Here is a 15,996-nt window from a genome sequence, read left to right as displayed (position 1 = left end):
TAACCAAAACTAGATAGCACAATCAATTTTAAAGGAAGTTAGAAAACAGGTATTGTTGCTTTTGAGAATTCAAGACAGTAGTTGATTCGGGCGGAAGGTGCGAGACTCCTGTGGGAAAAGCGGGAAGGTTGAGACCCCGCAGGAGCGATAGCGACGAGGAGGCTAGCTCACGCCACGCTGAAAGCGAGCAACCTGGAGTTGTAATCAACTAACGCATTCTAAAATAGCAACAAAGTATATGAAATAAGCCTTGCATAAAAATGAGAATAGAAAATAATACTTCTAATTTTATTTCTCAAGATTATTAAAAGAAAATTTAAAATGGATTTCTAGTACTAAAGTCGAAAATTGTTTACTGTATTTTTATGTAGTGTTAGAATGAATGTGTAATCTAGTAGAAATAGATCGAAAGATTACGATCTATGTTTTCATAGGAGATAGTGTGACGCTTGAAAGGAATAATGAAAGCGGTTTTATGATGGGGCTTTAAGTAAAGCGATTGGTGTATTAGATGGATATGTAGCTTCAATTCAAACATTAATTGATTACTTAAATCATAAAAGAAGACCTTTCTTATTTAGTACATCTCATCCACCTGCTGTAAAAATGGCATGTGATGAAGCAATTAACGTATTATTAGAAGAAGAGGAACTAATTGATCGTATTTGGGATAATGCAAAATTCTTTAAAGACGGCTTAAATAAATTTGGTTTCAACACAGGGAAAAGTGAAACGCCTGTTCCGCCAATTATTATAGGTGAACCAAAGAAAACACATGAATTTACAGATAAGCTATTACAAAATGATGTGTTTGCACAAGGGATTATATTCCCAACCTTTGCAAAAGATTTAGGTCGCGTAAGAACGATTGTAACAGCACAGCACACGAAAGAAGAACTTCAAGAAGCGCTAAATGCTTTCGGAAAAGTAGGGAAAGAATTAGATGTAATTTCATAAGTTTTCTAGTAAACTCGACTACTTCATGCAACGATATTGAGAAAAGTATAAGAAAGTTATATACTTAATTGATGCAAGACCGTTGTGATGAAGGGAGATAGTCGAATGAACGAACAACAACGACTACAAAGTACTAAAATAAATTCTGATAATAAATCAAACGATAAAGATTATAGTAAATATTTTGAAAAAGTATACCAAGCACCTTCATTAAAGGATGCAAAACGTCGTGGTAAAGAAGAAGTAACTTATGACCGTGGCTTTGAGATCCCAGAAGACATGAAAGAATCAGGTGTTGGTAAAAAATTCCTTATCCGTACGTTTGGCTGTCAAATGAATGAGCATGATACAGAAGTAATGGCTGGTATTTTGACAGCTATGGGATATGATGTAGCAACTGACGTTGAAGATGCAGACATTATTTTATTAAACACTTGTGCTATTCGTGAAAACGCAGAAAATAGAGTGTTTGGTGAAATTGGACACTTAAAACCATTAAAACAAAAAAATCCAAATCTATTGATTGGTATTTGTGGCTGTATGTCTCAGGAAGAAGCGGTTGTTAATCGTATCTTACAAAAACATTCGTTCATTGATATGGTATTTGGTACACACAATATTCATCGTTTACCTTTCATTGTTAGAGAAGCAATGTTTAGCAAAGAAATGGTTGTTGAAGTATGGTCAAAAGAAGGGGATGTAATTGAAAACCTTCCTAAAGTACGTCGTGGTGAAATTAAAGCTTGGGTAAACATCATGTATGGATGCGATAAATTCTGTACGTACTGTATCGTTCCTTACACTCGTGGGAAAGAGCGTAGCCGCAGGCCGGAAGATATTATTGATGAAGTACGTGAATTAGCACGTTTAGGATATAAAGAAGTAACATTATTAGGTCAAAACGTAAATGCATACGGACGTGATTTTGAAGATCGCGAGTATGGTTTAGGTAACTTAATGGATGAAATTCGTAAAATTGGTATCCCTCGTGTACGTTTTACAACAAGTCATCCACGCGACTTCGATGATCATTTAATTGAAGTATTAGCTAAAGGTGGCAACTTAATGCCACATATTCACTTACCAGTACAATCTGGAAGCTCGGAAATTTTAAAATTAATGTCTCGTAAGTATGATCGTGAACGTTATTTAGAGCTTGTGAAAAAAATTAAAACAGCTATTCCAAATGTTTCGTTTACAACCGATATAATTGTAGGTTTCCCAAATGAAACTGATGAACAGTTTGAAGAAACAATGACATTATATGAAGAAGTAGGATTTGACTTAGCCTTTACATTTATTTACTCTCCTCGTGAAGGAACACCTGCAGCGAAAATGGAGGATAATGTTCCAGAGGAAGTTAAAAAAGCTCGTCTGCAACGCTTAAATGAACGTGTGAATGAATATTCTAATAAGTTCAATAAACGTTTTGAAGGGCAAATTGTGGAAGTACTTGTTGAAGGTGAAAGTAAGAAAAACCCAGACGTACTAGCAGGATATACACCACATAGTAAACTTGTAAACTTTAGAGGACCAAAGTCATTAGTTGGTCAAATCGTTAAAGTAAAAATTGTCCAATCAAAAACATGGTCTCTTGATGGAGAGCTGATTGAGGAAACTGCTGAGGTGAAATAAATGGGGAAATTCACGAAAGAACAAATTGTAGAGAAGGCAAAAGAAATTGCTAAAATGATGGCTGAAACGGAAGAAGTAGATTTCTTCAAAAGAGCAGAAGCACAAATCAATGAAAGTGCAACTGTTAAGGGGTATATTGAAGAAATTAAATCTTTACAGAAACAAGCTGTTAATTTAGAACATTGGGGTAAAACTGAGGCTCTTAAAAAAGTAGAAAAAGAGCTTGCAGAATTAAATGAAAAACTTGAAGCAATTCCAGTTGTACAAGAATTTCAGGCTTCTCAAGTAGAAGTAAATGATCTCTTACAACTAATTGCACATACCATTTCAAATGGTGTAACGGATGAAATTATAAAATCAACTGGTGGAGATTTACTAAGTGGAGAAACAGGTGCACAACTTGCAACAAATACTGGATGCTCTACTGGTTGTGAAACGAAATAAGATAAAAAAATCGCGTCTATATTATTAGACGTGATTTTTTTGTAGTTAAAATCATATTTTGATGACTAGAAGTTCTTTTGTTTTCCTAACTTACATATTAATATAAAACCCTTATTGCTTTGTATGCACACAGAAAGGGAGAGAAATTCGTAAATATTAACAATGAAGGCTAAAAGAGCAAAAATAAAGAACGATGTTTTAGCAAGGATGCCTCATATCACTTAATAAACTTTGACTAAAAAAAATATTTAGTAAAAATATAAAAAATTAATAATATGTGTCAAGTTTACTAGGCTCTCGTCATACAATTTATCATCACATGTATTTTAATTGAATAAAACGATTTACATGTCATAAACACATTCAGCTAATGTCACGCATAGAATGAAATGAAAGTTGAACGAGGAGGGTCACACCTATGTCTGAATTTAGAGAGATAATTACAAAAGCAGTCGTCGGTAAAGGTAGAAAACACAGCAAAAGTACAAATACAATTATTCCTAGCTTTTCACCTTCAAGTATATTAGGCTGCTGGGTTATCAATCATGTATATGATGCGAGAAAAGTAAAAGAAGGAGTAGAAGTTTCGGGAAAATACGACATAAATATTTGGTTCTCACATCATGACAATACAAAAACAGAAGTAGTTCAAGAATCAGTTAGATACGATGACTTAGTAAGATTAAAGTTTAGAGATGAACAGTATTCTGAAGAAGATTGTGAAGTCATTGCAAAAGCATTAAAACATCCAAACTGTATTGATGCTGTTATCTCCCCGAACGGTAATAAATTTATTGTTACAGTTGAAAAAGAAATATTATGTGAAATCGTTGGAGAAACAAAAGTAGTCGTTGCAATTGCACCAGATGGAGCATGGGATGATGATTCTGATTTTATAGACGATGATTTTGAAGATTTAAATCCAGATTTTATTATTGAAGGTGAAGAAGAGTAGTATAGGCTAGGGAGGTAAAACTCTCTAGTTTTTTATTTTTTTCAACATTTAGAGCAGATTAAAGTCTCTAACAAATCAAAGGGAAGCGTCGAAATATGTTATAATGTTAGCAGTATGTTTTAATTGGAGTGGATAATATGGCTACTTATACGCCTATGATACAGCAATATTTACAAATTAAAAAAAACTATCAAGATGCATTTATGTTCTTTCGATTAGGAGACTTTTATGAGTTGTTTTTTGATGATGCGATAAAAGCTTCACAAGAACTTGAAATAACATTAACTGGACGAGCTGGAGGGACTGATGAAAAGATTCCGATGTGCGGGGTCCCTTATCATTCGGCTAGTAATTATATAGAGCAATTAGTTGAGCGTGGATACAAGGTAGCAATATGCGAACAAACAGAAGATCCCGCGCAAGCAAAAGGTGTTGTAAAACGTGAAGTAGTTCAATTAATTACACCTGGTACGCAAATGGAAGGTAAAACAATTCAAGATAAACAAAATAGTTATATCGCTTCTATTACAGAATTAAATGAAAAACAATATGGTTTAACTTGGATTGACTTAACTACTGGAGAAGGCAACGCATTACTTTTCAACGGGAAAACAGATGATGCAATGCTGAAACTTATTTCAACTGGAACAAAAGAAATTGTCGTGAGTTCAGAATTTTCTACTGGTGTAATAGAGGCTTTCCAAAAAAACTTTTCAATCACATTTTCTGTAGAAGATAATAGTGTAGTAGCTGAAGAATTTGACAATGTGGTAAAACCAGTTTCTTCGAGCTTGCTTATCTATTCTGTAGGACGATTATTAAACTATTTATCTAAAACACAGAAGAGATCATTAACTCATCTTCAACCAATATCCGTAATTAATCTGAACGAGTATTTAAATATGGATATGTATACAATGCGAAACCTTGAATTAATTGAAGCTCAGCGAAGTAAAGGCAGACAAGGTACGTTAAGTTGGTTACTTGATGAAACGAAAACGGCAATGGGTGGTAGACTATTAAAAAAATGGATTCAACGTCCATTAATGAATAAAGATGAAATAGAATCCAGACTAACAGTTGTTGAGCTTTTAATGGAAAACTATTTCGTTCGAGAAGACTTAAAGGAAAATCTTAAAGGTGTATATGATTTAGAACGTTTAGCAGGAAAGGTTTCTTTTGGAAATGTAAATGCACGAGATTTATTACAATTACAACGTTCATTGAATAATATACCAGCTGTACAACTAGCAATTTCTTCAATTGATCATCCGATTATTCATGAATTAGTAAGCAATATAGACCCTTGTGAGGATATTGTGAAGCTATTAGAGGAATCAATCAATGAAGAAGCACCTTTATCTGTTAAAGAAGGAAACATCATTAAAGATGGTTACCATCATACATTAGATGAATATCGTTTTGTTAGTAAAAACGGGAAAAAATGGATGATGGAATTAGAGCAAAGAGAACGAGAGATTACCGGTATTAAGTCATTAAAAATTGGCTATAATCGTATTTTTGGTTATTTTATAGAAGTAACAAGATCGAATTTATCACAATTACCGGATGGAAGATATGAACGAAAACAAACGTTAGCAAATGCAGAGCGATTTATTACTGAAGAATTAAAAGAAAAAGAAACGTTAATTCTTGAGGCAGAAGAAAAAATGATCGGCTTAGAATATGAATTATTCATTTCAATACGAGAACAAGTTAAATTACATTTAGCAAGATTGCAAAAGCTAGCTCAAATAATTAGTAAAATAGATGTTCTGCAAAGTTTTGCGTCAGTAAGTGAAAAAAACAATTATAAACGACCACAGTTTACAGAAAAGAGAGTTTATGATGTAACTGAAGGTCGTCATCCTGTTGTTGAGAAAGTATTAAATGGTCAAGAATACATTCCGAACGATACAATTCTGGATGAAAATACTCACCAATATTTAATAACAGGTCCAAATATGGCTGGTAAAAGTACGTATATGAGACAAGTTGCATTGATTAGCATCATGGCTCAAATTGGGTGCTTCGTTCCTGCAGAAACTGCAACATTACCTATATTTGACCAAATTTTTACGAGAATCGGTGCAGCGGATGATTTAATCTCAGGGCAAAGTACATTTATGGTTGAAATGCTTGAGGCAAAATATGCCATTACAAATGCTACCGAAAGAAGTCTAATTTTATTCGATGAAATTGGCCGCGGGACTTCAACATATGATGGAATGGCTTTAGCCCAAGCAATGATTGAATACATTCATAACGAAATAGGAGCAAAGACATTATTTTCAACACATTATCATGAATTAACAGTGTTAGCTGACCAATTACAAAATCTAAAAAATGTCCATGTAGCAGCGAAAGAACAAGATGGTAAAGTCTTATTCCTTCATAAAATCTACGAAGGTGCAGCAGATAAAAGTTACGGAATTCACGTTGCACAATTAGCTGAATTACCAGAGTCTGTTATCGAACGAGCAAAAGAACTGTTAGATGAACTTGAAGCTAATAATAATGGACAAAAAGATAAAACTAGTGGACATGCTATCGAGGAAAATAAAGAAGTTGTTATTGAAAGTAAAGTCACAACATATAAAGATGAACCAATTATTATTGAAAACGAAACAAAAGCTTCAAAGGAACCAGAGGAACAACTTAGTTTCTTCGATCAATCAGAACAAAAGGTAATCGAAATTGTAAAAGAGAATCCTGTTATTGAAGAACTAAAGGAATTAAATATTCTAGAGATGACACCTATGGAAGCATTAAACACTTTATATTCATTACACAAAAAAGTTAAAAACTAAAAGAGTAAATTTTTTTAACTAGTCATTATTATTTTTAATGGTACTTTTTTTAATGATTGTTGCTTTTTAGTTTTGTAATTTAAAAGACAGACGTTGATTGGAACGGAAGGTTGCTCGACTCCTGTGGGAGATGCGGGAAGGCTGAGACCCCACAGGAGCGATAGCGACGAGGAGGCTCAGCTCACGCCCCTAGGAAAGCGAGCATCCTGGAGTGGAAATCAACTTACACATACTGAAATAGCAAAATGTATACGAAAACAGCCTTTTATACGTTGTTTTTTAGATAAGTTTATGAGACAAACAAATATTAAGGAAGCTATTTAAATACCCCTTTGATTAAAAGAGAAAGGAGGAAAAAGTATGGGGAAAATTCGTAAACTTGATGAAGTATTATCGAACCAAATTGCTGCTGGGGAAGTTGTAGAACGACCTGCTTCAGTTGTGAAAGAATTAATGGAAAATTCGATTGATGCTGGAAGTACTAGAATATCAATTGAAATTGAAGATGGAGGATTAACACGAATCGTAATTGCTGATAACGGAGAAGGTATGACAAAGGAAGATAGTTTACTAGCATTTGAACGTCATGCAACAAGTAAAATTAAAGATGAAAAAGACTTATTCCGTATTCGAACACTAGGATTCCGAGGTGAAGCACTTCCGAGTATTGCGTCTGTTAGTCATGTTACCGTTAAAACAAGTAACGGAGAAGGAGCGGGAAATGAAACCTCTTTAAAAGGAGGAATCCTAAAAGCTCAACAAGAAATTGCGAAGCAGCAAGGTACAACAATAGAAGTAGCTAATTTATTTTTTAATACTCCAGCTAGGCTAAAGTACATGCGCACAGTTCAAACAGAGCTTAGTAATGTAACAGATGTTGTCTATCGATTAGCTTTAGCAAATCCTCAAATTGCTGTTGAGCTAAAACATAATCAGAAGCCAATTTTTCGGACAAATGGTAATGGAGAAACGCGCCAAATTCTTGCATCATTATATGGACTTCAAATCGCAAAAAATATGCTTCATATTGAAGCTGAATCATTAGACTTTCACGTTGAAGGATTTTTATCGATGCCTGAATATACAAGAGCGTCTAGAAACTACTTATCCGTTTATGTAAATGGTCGCTATGTAAAGCATTATGGAGTAAATAAAGCTGTTTTAGAAGGCTATCATACATTACTTCCGATTGGTCGTTTTCCAATTGTAGCCATTTTCATTACGATGGACCCGCAACTTGTTGATGTGAATGTGCATCCATCAAAGCAAGAGGTACGATTTAGTAAAGAAGATGAGCTATATCAATTAATAAGTGGGGCAGTTAAAAAAGCCTTTCAAAAGCAATCGTTAATTCCAGAAATTACAAGACCGACACCAAAAGTAAAGCTTCAAAGTGAACAACCTTCTTTTTCATTTGAACATACATTGCAAAATGAAGTGAATGTTGAATCGAAAATGCCATTTTCACTTCAGTCTACTGTTTCTAAAGAGACGGGGGAATCATCTGAAGTTTTAAAGGAAACGAATAAAGTTGATTATCGAACGGATCGATCAACTCAATCCTTACCTTTTGAGGAAGCATATTTTAATAGTAATAATAAAGTAGAGGAACCTAATGAGGAAACAGAAGAAGACTTTAGTAGTTTAATCTCTCAAGAGCCAATTTCTGTTGAAAAGATTGAACAAATAGAAGAAGTTTCTCTAAATGAATTACCACCTCTATATCCAATTGGGCAAATGCATGGAACATACATTATTGCTCAAAATGAAAAAGGGTTATATCTTGTTGATCAACATGCAGCACAAGAAAGAATTTATTATGAGTATTTTAAAGATAAGATAAGCGAAGTCTCGACTGAGTTGCAGACATTATTAATTCCAATTACATTTGATGTGTCTCCTGAACAAGCAATTTTATTAGAACAATACACGGATGAACTTAGAAGAGTAGGGTTATTTATTGAACCTTTTGGAAGTAATAGTTTTATTATTCGTGAACATCCTCAATGGTTTCCGAATGGAGAAGAAGAAGCATTGATTGATGAAATGATCCAAGACCTTTTGAAAAAAGGGACAATTGACATTAAAAAGATTCGTGAAGAAAAAGCAATTATGATGAGCTGTAAAGCATCCATAAAAGCAAATCATTATATTACGAATGATGAAATCTTTAATTTATTAGAAACGTTAAGAAAAACAACTAACCCATATACTTGTCCGCACGGTAGACCAATCGTAATTCATTTTTCTTCGTATGAGTTAGAGAAAATGTTTAAGCGGGTGATGTGATAAAAAGCGTAAAATCATTTATTGATTTTACGCTTTTTTCTTTTGGCTGTTTTTGTAAGCTTTGTTGCTATTTACAAAGAGCGTTGTTGATTGGGACGTAGGGATACTTCGCTTTCCGTGGGTCGGGCGCTGAGCCTCCTCGTCACTATCGCTCCTGCGGGGGCTCTCATCTGTCCCGTTGCTCCCACAGGAGTCTCGCACCTTCCGTTCCAATCAACTTTGTTATTAATATTTTATTGTATCAAATTCTTTTAAAACCAATCATTAAAAATGGGCCTTTTCTTATTGAACGAAAGTAGTTGAAAATAAAAAAAATCTTCAATTTATAGAAATTTCTGATATTATTTAATGAAGAGGTATTTTATGAACTCGATAAAATGTTTTAATCAGCAAGTTGTGTTTCTTAATCTATCAAATAAGATTGTAGAATGTCACAAAAGTATTTTAGAGGTGAAAAAACTTGTTTAAATTATTTTTAGTATTACATATTATCACTGGCATTATTTGTTTAATTACAGGATTACTAGCTGGGTTTTCGAAAAAAAGAAGGGGTAAGCATTCTTTTTATGGTGAAATTTATCATGGATCATATTTTTTAGTATTCATAACAGCGGTTGTCATGTCGATATTACATTGGAATGAAAGTGCTTATCTTTTTTATATAGCTATTTTTTCATATTCATTGGCCCTTCTTGGGTATATAGCTGCCAAGAAAAGATGGAAAAACTGGTTAGGTAGTCATATCGGTGGAATGTTAGGTTCATATATTGGAATCGTGACTGCAACACTTGTTGTAAATGCCAAAAGCATTCCGTTAATAAACAATTTACCGATCTTATTAGTATGGTTTTTACCAACAATTATTGGAACACCGATTATTATTAAGGTTGGGAGAAAATACAATCGATGAAATTGTATTTTTACATAGACTTAGAAGGTTTTCTTAAGTAGAAATCATTTATAATTTGTACAACATAGATCCAATAGATAATAGACCTTTCTAATAACATTTGGCTTTTAACCAATTGAATCAATAAAAATAAATTTAGAAAAGGGAGAGATTAAGGATGCATGTAAAACCACAAATATTAACTTTACAAGCGTATAAACCTGGAAAGCCGAGTGAAATAGTTAAAAGAGAATACGGGCTTGATAAAGTAGTTAAGTTAGCTTCAAATGAAAATCCTTTCGGTTGTTCTTCAAAAGTTTTTGAAGCAATAAAAACAGTTGCTGATCAATTTGCAATATACCCTGATGGAGCATCTGAAGCATTAAGTAAAAAAGTTGCTGCCTTTTTAAATGTTACTCCAGAGGAACTGCTGTTTGGTAGTGGTGCTGACGAAGTGATTCAAATCATAACTCGTGGCTTATTAAAATCAGAAAATAATATTGTATGTGCTACTCCTACATTTCCACAATATGCCCATCATGCCGTAGTTGAAGGTGCTGAAGTACGTAGTGTACCTTTAGTGGAGGGAGTTCATAATCTAACTAAAATGTTAGAACAAATAGATGATCAAACAAAAATTGTTTGGATTTGTAATCCAAATAACCCGACTGGTACATATGTTAACGAAGTGGAATTAGAAAACTTTATTCGTGCTGTACCTGAGTCAACTTATGTTGTTGTAGATGAAGCTTATGTTGAATATGCAACTGCTACTGATTTTCCAAATACAATCAAATTACTTCAGAAATACAAGAATGTCATCATTTTACGCACGTTTTCAAAGGCATACGGTCTTGCTTCATTCCGAATTGGATATGGAATTGGAAATGCCGAATTAATGGCAGAATTAAATATTGTTCGATTACCATTTAATACATCTATGATTGCACAAGTAGTTGCAATGGTAGCATTAGATGACCAACAGTTTATCGAGCATTGTGTAATCGAAAATACGAAAGGTTTAGAACAATATATCAAGTTTTGTAAAGAACAAGACATTCCATATTTTCCTTCACAAACAAATTTTATTTTTATGGAAGTTGAAAATAGTGGGGAAGTTTTTGAAAAACTACAATCCAAAGGCTACATTATTAGAGCATTCCCACAGGGGATTCGAATTACAATTGGTTCAAAAGAAGAGAATGAAGAACTAATTTACCACTTAAAAGAAGTATTAAATCATAAAATTATCCAAAATTAAATTTCACTTAAGAAGGGATTGGCAAATTGCCAATCTCTTTTATTAATCTTTATTCAAATGATTTTGCAGTACTAAATAAGGCATTTTTGCTAATCTTCTTTCCAGATTGCTTAGAGTAGAATGCTAAACTGTAATGGATACCAGCATCATCCCAATCTAACATCATTGCACACACATTATTCTCTTCTTAGGTTCCATTAAAAGGGGAACATTCATTATGTAGGTAGAAAAGAGGATACGAATAACCATCCAAATCTTAGGCATCCTATTTGTGAATAGGAGGTGTACGTATGACGAATCGTAATGGAAGTCGTGGAAGCAGTAATCAAAATTCTCCATCTCTTGGTGGTGCAAAACCAGCAAGTGGTGATAATAACAAGGGAACTGATTATCGTTCTAAAAAAGGAAGTAAATCTAAGGTTATACATCATAATAAGTAGATAAAAAAGAGGTTATTCCAATATGACAAATGGAATAACCTCTTTTTTTAGCTAATAACTTCTTTAACACGACCAACTTGTCCGTCTTCAAGTCGAACTTTAATTCCATGTGGATGGGAAGGGGATTTTGTCAGGATATCTTTGACAATCCCATGAGTTAGCTTCCCTGTACGCTGATCTTGTTTAAGTACAATATTTACTTGTTTACCAGGGACGATATTTGAACGGATTTGACCATTCACAATTAAACACCCATACGTTTACGTTGGTTATTTGGCTTTTTATTTAATTGGCTCTTTTTTGTTGTGTCTTTTACAGCATTCATGCTGTTTTTTGAAGTACCTTGACCTTGTTTTTTAGCTTCAAGCTTTTGACGCATTAAATCTTGTAAACTTACCTTTTTAGTTGTTGGTTGATTTTCTGAATTACTCATCATTTTCTCCTTTTATTGTTTATTATTCTTTGAAAGAAAATCCTTCTTCATCTAAATATTCAGCGGCTTCACCATATGAATTAAAAGTCCCGTCTAGACTGATACCGGCATAAATATTCCACATATCATCCTCAAAGATAAGTATCAATGTTTGTCCATCTTTATTTACCCATGTTTCTTCATCAATTTCTTCTGATGTGTTTTCTTCAACTACTTTAGTTGAAAGGGATTGGATCGATTTTTCAATAAGTTCTTTTAATTCATCAGCTGAAAAGTCACGAATGTTAATCATACCTTTGTCGTTTGTACGAATACCTTTTACATGTTCAGCATAAACAAATCCGTTTCCATTTGGATGTAAATGATACACCACATTTTTTTTATCAGTTACACTTTCCTCAAACTGGTAATTAGTTCGACCAAGTGATACATCTTTTCTCGTTAACTCAGGAAACGTTTCAATAATTGCAATTTTTTCTTCGTATGTAAGCATATTGCCTCCGTTATGATAAAATTTAGTCTGTTTAGTATATCATAGAATTTGATGAATCAAAATCGTTAATGAAGTACTTGGAAACATTGAAAAGAATAATAATATCTATGTAATACATAATTTGTACTGATTTAGGATGGAAATAGATTGAAATGAATCGAATATATGTCTAATTTGATTTTTAAAAAGGCACTTTTCTGAAAGATTGTTGCTTTTAAGATTTGAACTTTAAAGACAGAAGTTGATTACAACGGAAGGTGCGAGACTCCTGTGGGAATAGCGGGAAGGCTGAGACCCCGCAGGAGCGAATGCGACGAGGAGGCTCAGCTCACGCCCCACGGAAAGGGAGCAACCTGGAGTTGTAATCAACTAACGCATTCTAATATAGCCACGATTGTACTATTTTTTCTTGTCTTGAATTCTATTAATTAATACTATATTAAAAAATTCATTTAATTTCGAAAAAGGTTTGAGTTCAATCTCTACTTCTTGATACAATAGGAAGTGACAACAGATAATTTACTAACTTGAAGGGGTAAGGCAAATGAATGAGAAAGAAATACAATTATTGCAATGTATTGAACAAAATGGTCGTTTAGCAAATGATGTTTTGGCAAAAATGATCGATGTGTCTGAAGAAGAAATTGTCGGAATGTTAAATAAATTCGAAAATGATCGAGTGATATTACAATATATCACGTTGATTGACTGGGGTAAGGTTCCAATTCAAGAAACTGTTACAGCAATGATCGATGTCAAAGTTACACCAAAAAGAGGTGTAGGATTTGATGAGATTGCTGAGAAAATATATCGTTATCCAGAAGTGAAGTCTGTTTACTTAATGTCTGGTACATATGATTTATCAGTTGTAGTCGAAGGGAAAACGATGACTTCAATAGCATCCTTTGTTTCTCAAAAACTATCAACACTAGATTCAATTTTATCAACGACGACGCACTTCATTTTAAAAAGATATAAACATGACAGTATTATGTATGACCAAAAAGAAGACGATAAACGAATGGTGGTAACATTATGAGTAAGTTTTTATTATCAAATACTGTTACAGCAATTCAGCCATCAGGGATTCGTAAGTTCTTTGATTTAGCTTCAAGCATGGATAATGTTATTTCATTAGGAGTTGGAGAGCCTGACTTTGTAACGCCTTGGAATGTTCGTGAAGCTAGTATTTATTCATTAGAAACTGGTCATACAGCTTATACATCAAATGCGGGTTTACTAGAATTGCGTGAAGAAGTAAGTCGTTACTTAAATCGAAAGTTTCAAGTTACATATCATGAAGAAGAAATCATTATTACTGTTGGTGCAAGTCAAGGAATTGATATTGCCTTACGTACGATTCTAAATCCAGGAGACGAAGTTATTGTCATAGACCCATGTTTTGTGGCATATGCTCCTCTAGTTTCGTTAGCAGGTGGGATTCCGGTTCATTTTTCAACTTCAGGTAAAGATGAATTTAAACTAAATATTGAAGCTCTTGCAAATACGATCACATCAAAAACAAAGGCTATTCTTTTATGTAATCCTAATAATCCAACGGGAACATTATTAGAAAAAGAGTTGTTAGAGCAGCTTGCTGACCTAGTTAAGAAACATAATTTACTCGTTATCTCAGATGAGATTTATGCAGAGCTTGTATACGATGAAGAATATACTAGTTTTGCAAATATTGAAGGAATGCGTGATCATACGATTCTAATTTCTGGATTTTCAAAAACTTTTGCTATGACAGGATGGCGTTTAGGGATTGTAGCGGCACCGACTGAAATTATTTCGCATATGCTGAAGGTTCACCAATATGCAATTATGTGTGCACCAACGATGTCTCAACATGCTGCGGTAGAAGCACTGCGTAATGGAGAAGCTGATGTGCAAGCGATGAGACGTAGCTATATGCAACGTCGTAATTTCCTAGTAAAATCGTTCCAAGAAATTGGGTTACCTTGTCATATGCCGGGTGGAGCGTTTTATGTATTCCCATCAATCGAAAACACTGGACTTACCTCTGAAGAATTTGCACAGGAATTATTAATTAAAGAACGTGTTGCAGTTGTTCCAGGTAACGTGTTCGGTGAATGTGGAGAAGGGTATATTCGCTGTTCATATGCAACTTCTTTAGAAAAATTAATTGAAGCATCAAAACGTATTCAACGATTTATACAAACAATTCCAGTGGTTGAACCTGTTGGTAATATATAAGCTATTTTCTAGCTCTTTGGTAAGATATTTCAGGACCAAAGAGCTTCTTTTCCATATTTAGGCTATTTCATTGAAACTGTTTTTATAAAGAGGAAAGTGAATATAGAAAAACTTTATTTGAAAGGGGGAAATCTATAGATGAAAAATGTGGACTCAAAAGGGAAAAAAGCAACTTTAGGAATGGTGCTTGCTATGGCGATTTTTGGATCAGTTGGTTTCTTGTCTGCAAAAACCGGAGTAAAAGCAATTGAGCTTGTTTTTATTCGTTGTACAGCAGCTGCTATTCTATTAGGTACTTTGTGGGTATTATCCGGAACCTTTAAAACTGAAAAATGGAATAAACCAGAAATCATAAAAGTCATATGCTGCGGTTTATTTCTAATGCTAAATTGGGTAAGTTTATTTAAATCTTTTGAAATGATGCATATTACAATTGCTATTTCGATTTACTATTTAGCACCAGTTATTGTCTTTATTGTCGGAAGTATTATTTATAAAGAAAAAGTTAATCTACTCTCTCTTTTTTGTATCTTACTTTGTTTTTCAGGAACAATGCTAGTTTCTGGGGTTGGAACAAATGGATCTTTCCAAGAAATTCTCTCTTCTGGCTTAATATGGGCTTTCTTAGCCGCCTGTTTTTATGCAATGCTGATGATTATTGGTAAAGGGATACAAAAGTTAAGCGCTTATTCTGTTACGATGATTCAAACAAGTGTTGGCGCATTGCTCTTACTTCCATTTGTCAATTTTTCTTCCTTTCATCATTTACAAAGTTCAAATTGGATCGCATTAATGATAATTGGATTTGTTCATACAGGATTTGTATACATGCTATTTTTTGGAAGTATTCGTCATTTATCAACTAAAACAATCGCAGCTTTAACTTTTTTAGATCCAGCTGTCGCAATTATTCTTGATATCATTTTTAACAAATTTCATCCAAGTTTATTACAAATAATAGGAATCATTCTTAGTTATACGGGAATCGCAGTGATCTTATTTTCAAAAAATAGTAAACAAAATAAAAAAGAGACGAAAAGTAATACTGAAACGCTAATTACGAAAATTGACTAAGGTTTATTCATAATGCTACTTAATAAAAGTTTGTAATAATATTACTATTTCAAGGATGATTCTTTGATATAATAATAGATGGAATATTATAAAAAC

Annotated in this window: 15 protein-coding genes and 1 pseudogene; 12 read left to right on the top strand and 4 right to left on the bottom strand. The window is 33.5% G+C overall.

Annotated elements, in window-relative coordinates:
- Nucleotides 1-495: 495 nt before the first annotated feature.
- The 8 genes and pseudogenes from J5Y03_RS13350 to hisC form a co-directional block, all read left to right on the top strand.
- Nucleotides 496-957, top strand: a pseudogene (locus J5Y03_RS13350) (aminotransferase class I/II-fold pyridoxal phosphate-dependent enzyme); the annotation flags it as partial.
- Nucleotides 958-1,062: 105 nt separating this feature from the next.
- On the top strand, nt 1,063-2,592 hold the full coding sequence (miaB, locus tag J5Y03_RS13345) for a tRNA (N6-isopentenyl adenosine(37)-C2)-methylthiotransferase MiaB (RefSeq protein WP_209406503.1): 1,530 nt from the start codon (nt 1,063-1,065) through the stop codon (nt 2,590-2,592).
- A complete protein-coding gene (locus tag J5Y03_RS13340) occupies nt 2,593-3,036 on the top strand; it encodes a RicAFT regulatory complex protein RicA family protein (protein WP_209406501.1) in 444 nt (147 codons plus the stop codon).
- Between the two features lie 418 nt (nt 3,037-3,454).
- Nucleotides 3,455-3,991 carry an outer spore coat protein CotE gene (gene cotE / locus J5Y03_RS13335; protein ID WP_209406499.1) on the top strand — a complete coding sequence of 179 codons (537 nt, stop codon included), beginning with the start codon at nt 3,455-3,457 and terminating at the stop codon, nt 3,989-3,991.
- A 137-nt stretch (nt 3,992-4,128) separates the two neighbouring features.
- Entirely contained in the window at nt 4,129-6,801 is a 2,673-nt protein-coding gene (gene mutS / locus J5Y03_RS13330; RefSeq protein WP_209406496.1) for a DNA mismatch repair protein MutS, read from the top strand.
- 360 nt (nt 6,802-7,161) lie between these two features.
- Nucleotides 7,162-9,090: a DNA mismatch repair endonuclease MutL gene (gene mutL / locus J5Y03_RS13325; RefSeq protein WP_209406494.1), complete on the top strand. Its 1,929-nt coding sequence runs from the start codon at nt 7,162-7,164 to the stop codon at nt 9,088-9,090.
- 460 nt (nt 9,091-9,550) lie between these two features.
- Nucleotides 9,551-10,000 carry a DUF2306 domain-containing protein gene (locus tag J5Y03_RS13320; RefSeq protein WP_209406492.1) on the top strand — a complete coding sequence of 150 codons (450 nt, stop codon included), beginning with the start codon at nt 9,551-9,553 and terminating at the stop codon, nt 9,998-10,000.
- Between the two features lie 157 nt (nt 10,001-10,157).
- Nucleotides 10,158-11,240: a histidinol-phosphate transaminase gene (hisC, locus tag J5Y03_RS13315; RefSeq protein WP_209406490.1), complete on the top strand. Its 1,083-nt coding sequence runs from the start codon at nt 10,158-10,160 to the stop codon at nt 11,238-11,240.
- Nucleotides 11,241-11,289: 49 nt separating this feature from the next.
- Here hisC and J5Y03_RS20015 read toward each other — a convergent pair whose 3' ends face one another.
- Complete coding sequence (locus tag J5Y03_RS20015; RefSeq protein WP_280850221.1) at nt 11,290-11,415, bottom strand: hypothetical protein; 126 nt, start codon at nt 11,413-11,415, stop codon at nt 11,290-11,292.
- 115 nt (nt 11,416-11,530) lie between these two features.
- Here J5Y03_RS20015 and J5Y03_RS13310 point away from each other — a divergent pair, with 115 nt between their 5' ends.
- The gene (locus J5Y03_RS13310; RefSeq protein WP_209406488.1) at nt 11,531-11,680 is read left to right on the top strand and encodes an imidazoleglycerol-phosphate dehydratase; all 150 of its coding nucleotides are present in this window, start codon (nt 11,531-11,533) and stop codon (nt 11,678-11,680) included.
- Between the two features lie 47 nt (nt 11,681-11,727).
- Here the strand turns inward: J5Y03_RS13310 and J5Y03_RS13305 are convergent, their stop codons facing one another.
- From J5Y03_RS13305 to J5Y03_RS13295, 3 genes are read right to left on the bottom strand one after another with little or no spacing between them, the layout of a single operon-like run.
- The gene (locus tag J5Y03_RS13305) at nt 11,728-11,922 is read right to left on the bottom strand and encodes a YwbE family protein (protein WP_209406486.1); all 195 of its coding nucleotides are present in this window, start codon (nt 11,920-11,922) and stop codon (nt 11,728-11,730) included.
- Nucleotides 11,923-11,924: 2 nt separating this feature from the next.
- Nucleotides 11,925-12,116 carry a hypothetical protein gene (locus J5Y03_RS13300; RefSeq protein WP_209406483.1) on the bottom strand — a complete coding sequence of 64 codons (192 nt, stop codon included), beginning with the start codon at nt 12,114-12,116 and terminating at the stop codon, nt 11,925-11,927.
- A 19-nt stretch (nt 12,117-12,135) separates the two neighbouring features.
- Complete coding sequence (locus J5Y03_RS13295; RefSeq protein ID WP_209406481.1) at nt 12,136-12,606, bottom strand: hypothetical protein; 471 nt, start codon at nt 12,604-12,606, stop codon at nt 12,136-12,138.
- Between the two features lie 544 nt (nt 12,607-13,150).
- Between J5Y03_RS13295 and J5Y03_RS13290 the strand changes: the two genes are divergently transcribed.
- The 3 genes from J5Y03_RS13290 to J5Y03_RS13280 all read left to right on the top strand — a co-directional run bounded on the left by J5Y03_RS13290 (nt 13,151) and on the right by J5Y03_RS13280 (nt 15,900).
- The gene (locus tag J5Y03_RS13290) at nt 13,151-13,645 is read left to right on the top strand and encodes an Lrp/AsnC family transcriptional regulator (protein WP_209406479.1); all 495 of its coding nucleotides are present in this window, start codon (nt 13,151-13,153) and stop codon (nt 13,643-13,645) included.
- Complete coding sequence (locus tag J5Y03_RS13285) at nt 13,642-14,826, top strand: aminotransferase (RefSeq protein WP_209406477.1); 1,185 nt, start codon at nt 13,642-13,644, stop codon at nt 14,824-14,826. The genes J5Y03_RS13290 and J5Y03_RS13285 overlap by 4 nt, the downstream gene beginning before the upstream one ends.
- Nucleotides 14,827-14,964: 138 nt before the next feature.
- On the top strand, nt 14,965-15,900 hold the full coding sequence (locus J5Y03_RS13280) for a DMT family transporter (RefSeq protein ID WP_209406475.1): 936 nt from the start codon (nt 14,965-14,967) through the stop codon (nt 15,898-15,900).
- Nucleotides 15,901-15,996: the final 96 nt, after the last annotated feature.

It is taken from the genome of Gottfriedia endophytica (genome assembly GCF_017814275.1).
GTDB classification, from domain to species: domain Bacteria; phylum Bacillota; class Bacilli; order Bacillales; family Bacillaceae_G; genus Gottfriedia; species Gottfriedia endophytica.
The sequence above is the reverse complement of the archived record's forward strand: the minus strand, read 5'-3'. Positions and strand labels throughout refer to the sequence as shown.

What these genes read in the sequence shown, in the direction of transcription:
- miaB (WP_209406503.1), top strand. Translation starts at nt 1,063, where the DNA reads ATGAACGAACAACAACGACTACAAAGTACTAAAATAAATTCTGATAAT.
- J5Y03_RS13340 (WP_209406501.1), top strand. Translation starts at nt 2,593, where the DNA reads ATGGGGAAATTCACGAAAGAACAAATTGTAGAGAAGGCAAAAGAAATT.
- cotE (WP_209406499.1), top strand. Translation starts at nt 3,455, where the DNA reads ATGTCTGAATTTAGAGAGATAATTACAAAAGCAGTCGTCGGTAAAGGT.
- mutS (WP_209406496.1), top strand. Translation starts at nt 4,129, where the DNA reads ATGGCTACTTATACGCCTATGATACAGCAATATTTACAAATTAAAAAA.
- mutL (WP_209406494.1), top strand. Translation starts at nt 7,162, where the DNA reads ATGGGGAAAATTCGTAAACTTGATGAAGTATTATCGAACCAAATTGCT.
- hisC (WP_209406490.1), top strand. Translation starts at nt 10,158, where the DNA reads ATGCATGTAAAACCACAAATATTAACTTTACAAGCGTATAAACCTGGA.
- J5Y03_RS13310 (WP_209406488.1), top strand. Translation starts at nt 11,531, where the DNA reads ATGACGAATCGTAATGGAAGTCGTGGAAGCAGTAATCAAAATTCTCCA.
- J5Y03_RS13300 (WP_209406483.1), bottom strand. Translation starts at nt 12,116, where the DNA reads ATGATGAGTAATTCAGAAAATCAACCAACAACTAAAAAGGTAAGTTTA.
- J5Y03_RS13295 (WP_209406481.1), bottom strand. Translation starts at nt 12,606, where the DNA reads ATGCTTACATACGAAGAAAAAATTGCAATTATTGAAACGTTTCCTGAG.
- J5Y03_RS13290 (WP_209406479.1), top strand. Translation starts at nt 13,151, where the DNA reads ATGAATGAGAAAGAAATACAATTATTGCAATGTATTGAACAAAATGGT.
- J5Y03_RS13285 (WP_209406477.1), top strand. Translation starts at nt 13,642, where the DNA reads ATGAGTAAGTTTTTATTATCAAATACTGTTACAGCAATTCAGCCATCA.
- J5Y03_RS13280 (WP_209406475.1), top strand. Translation starts at nt 14,965, where the DNA reads ATGAAAAATGTGGACTCAAAAGGGAAAAAAGCAACTTTAGGAATGGTG.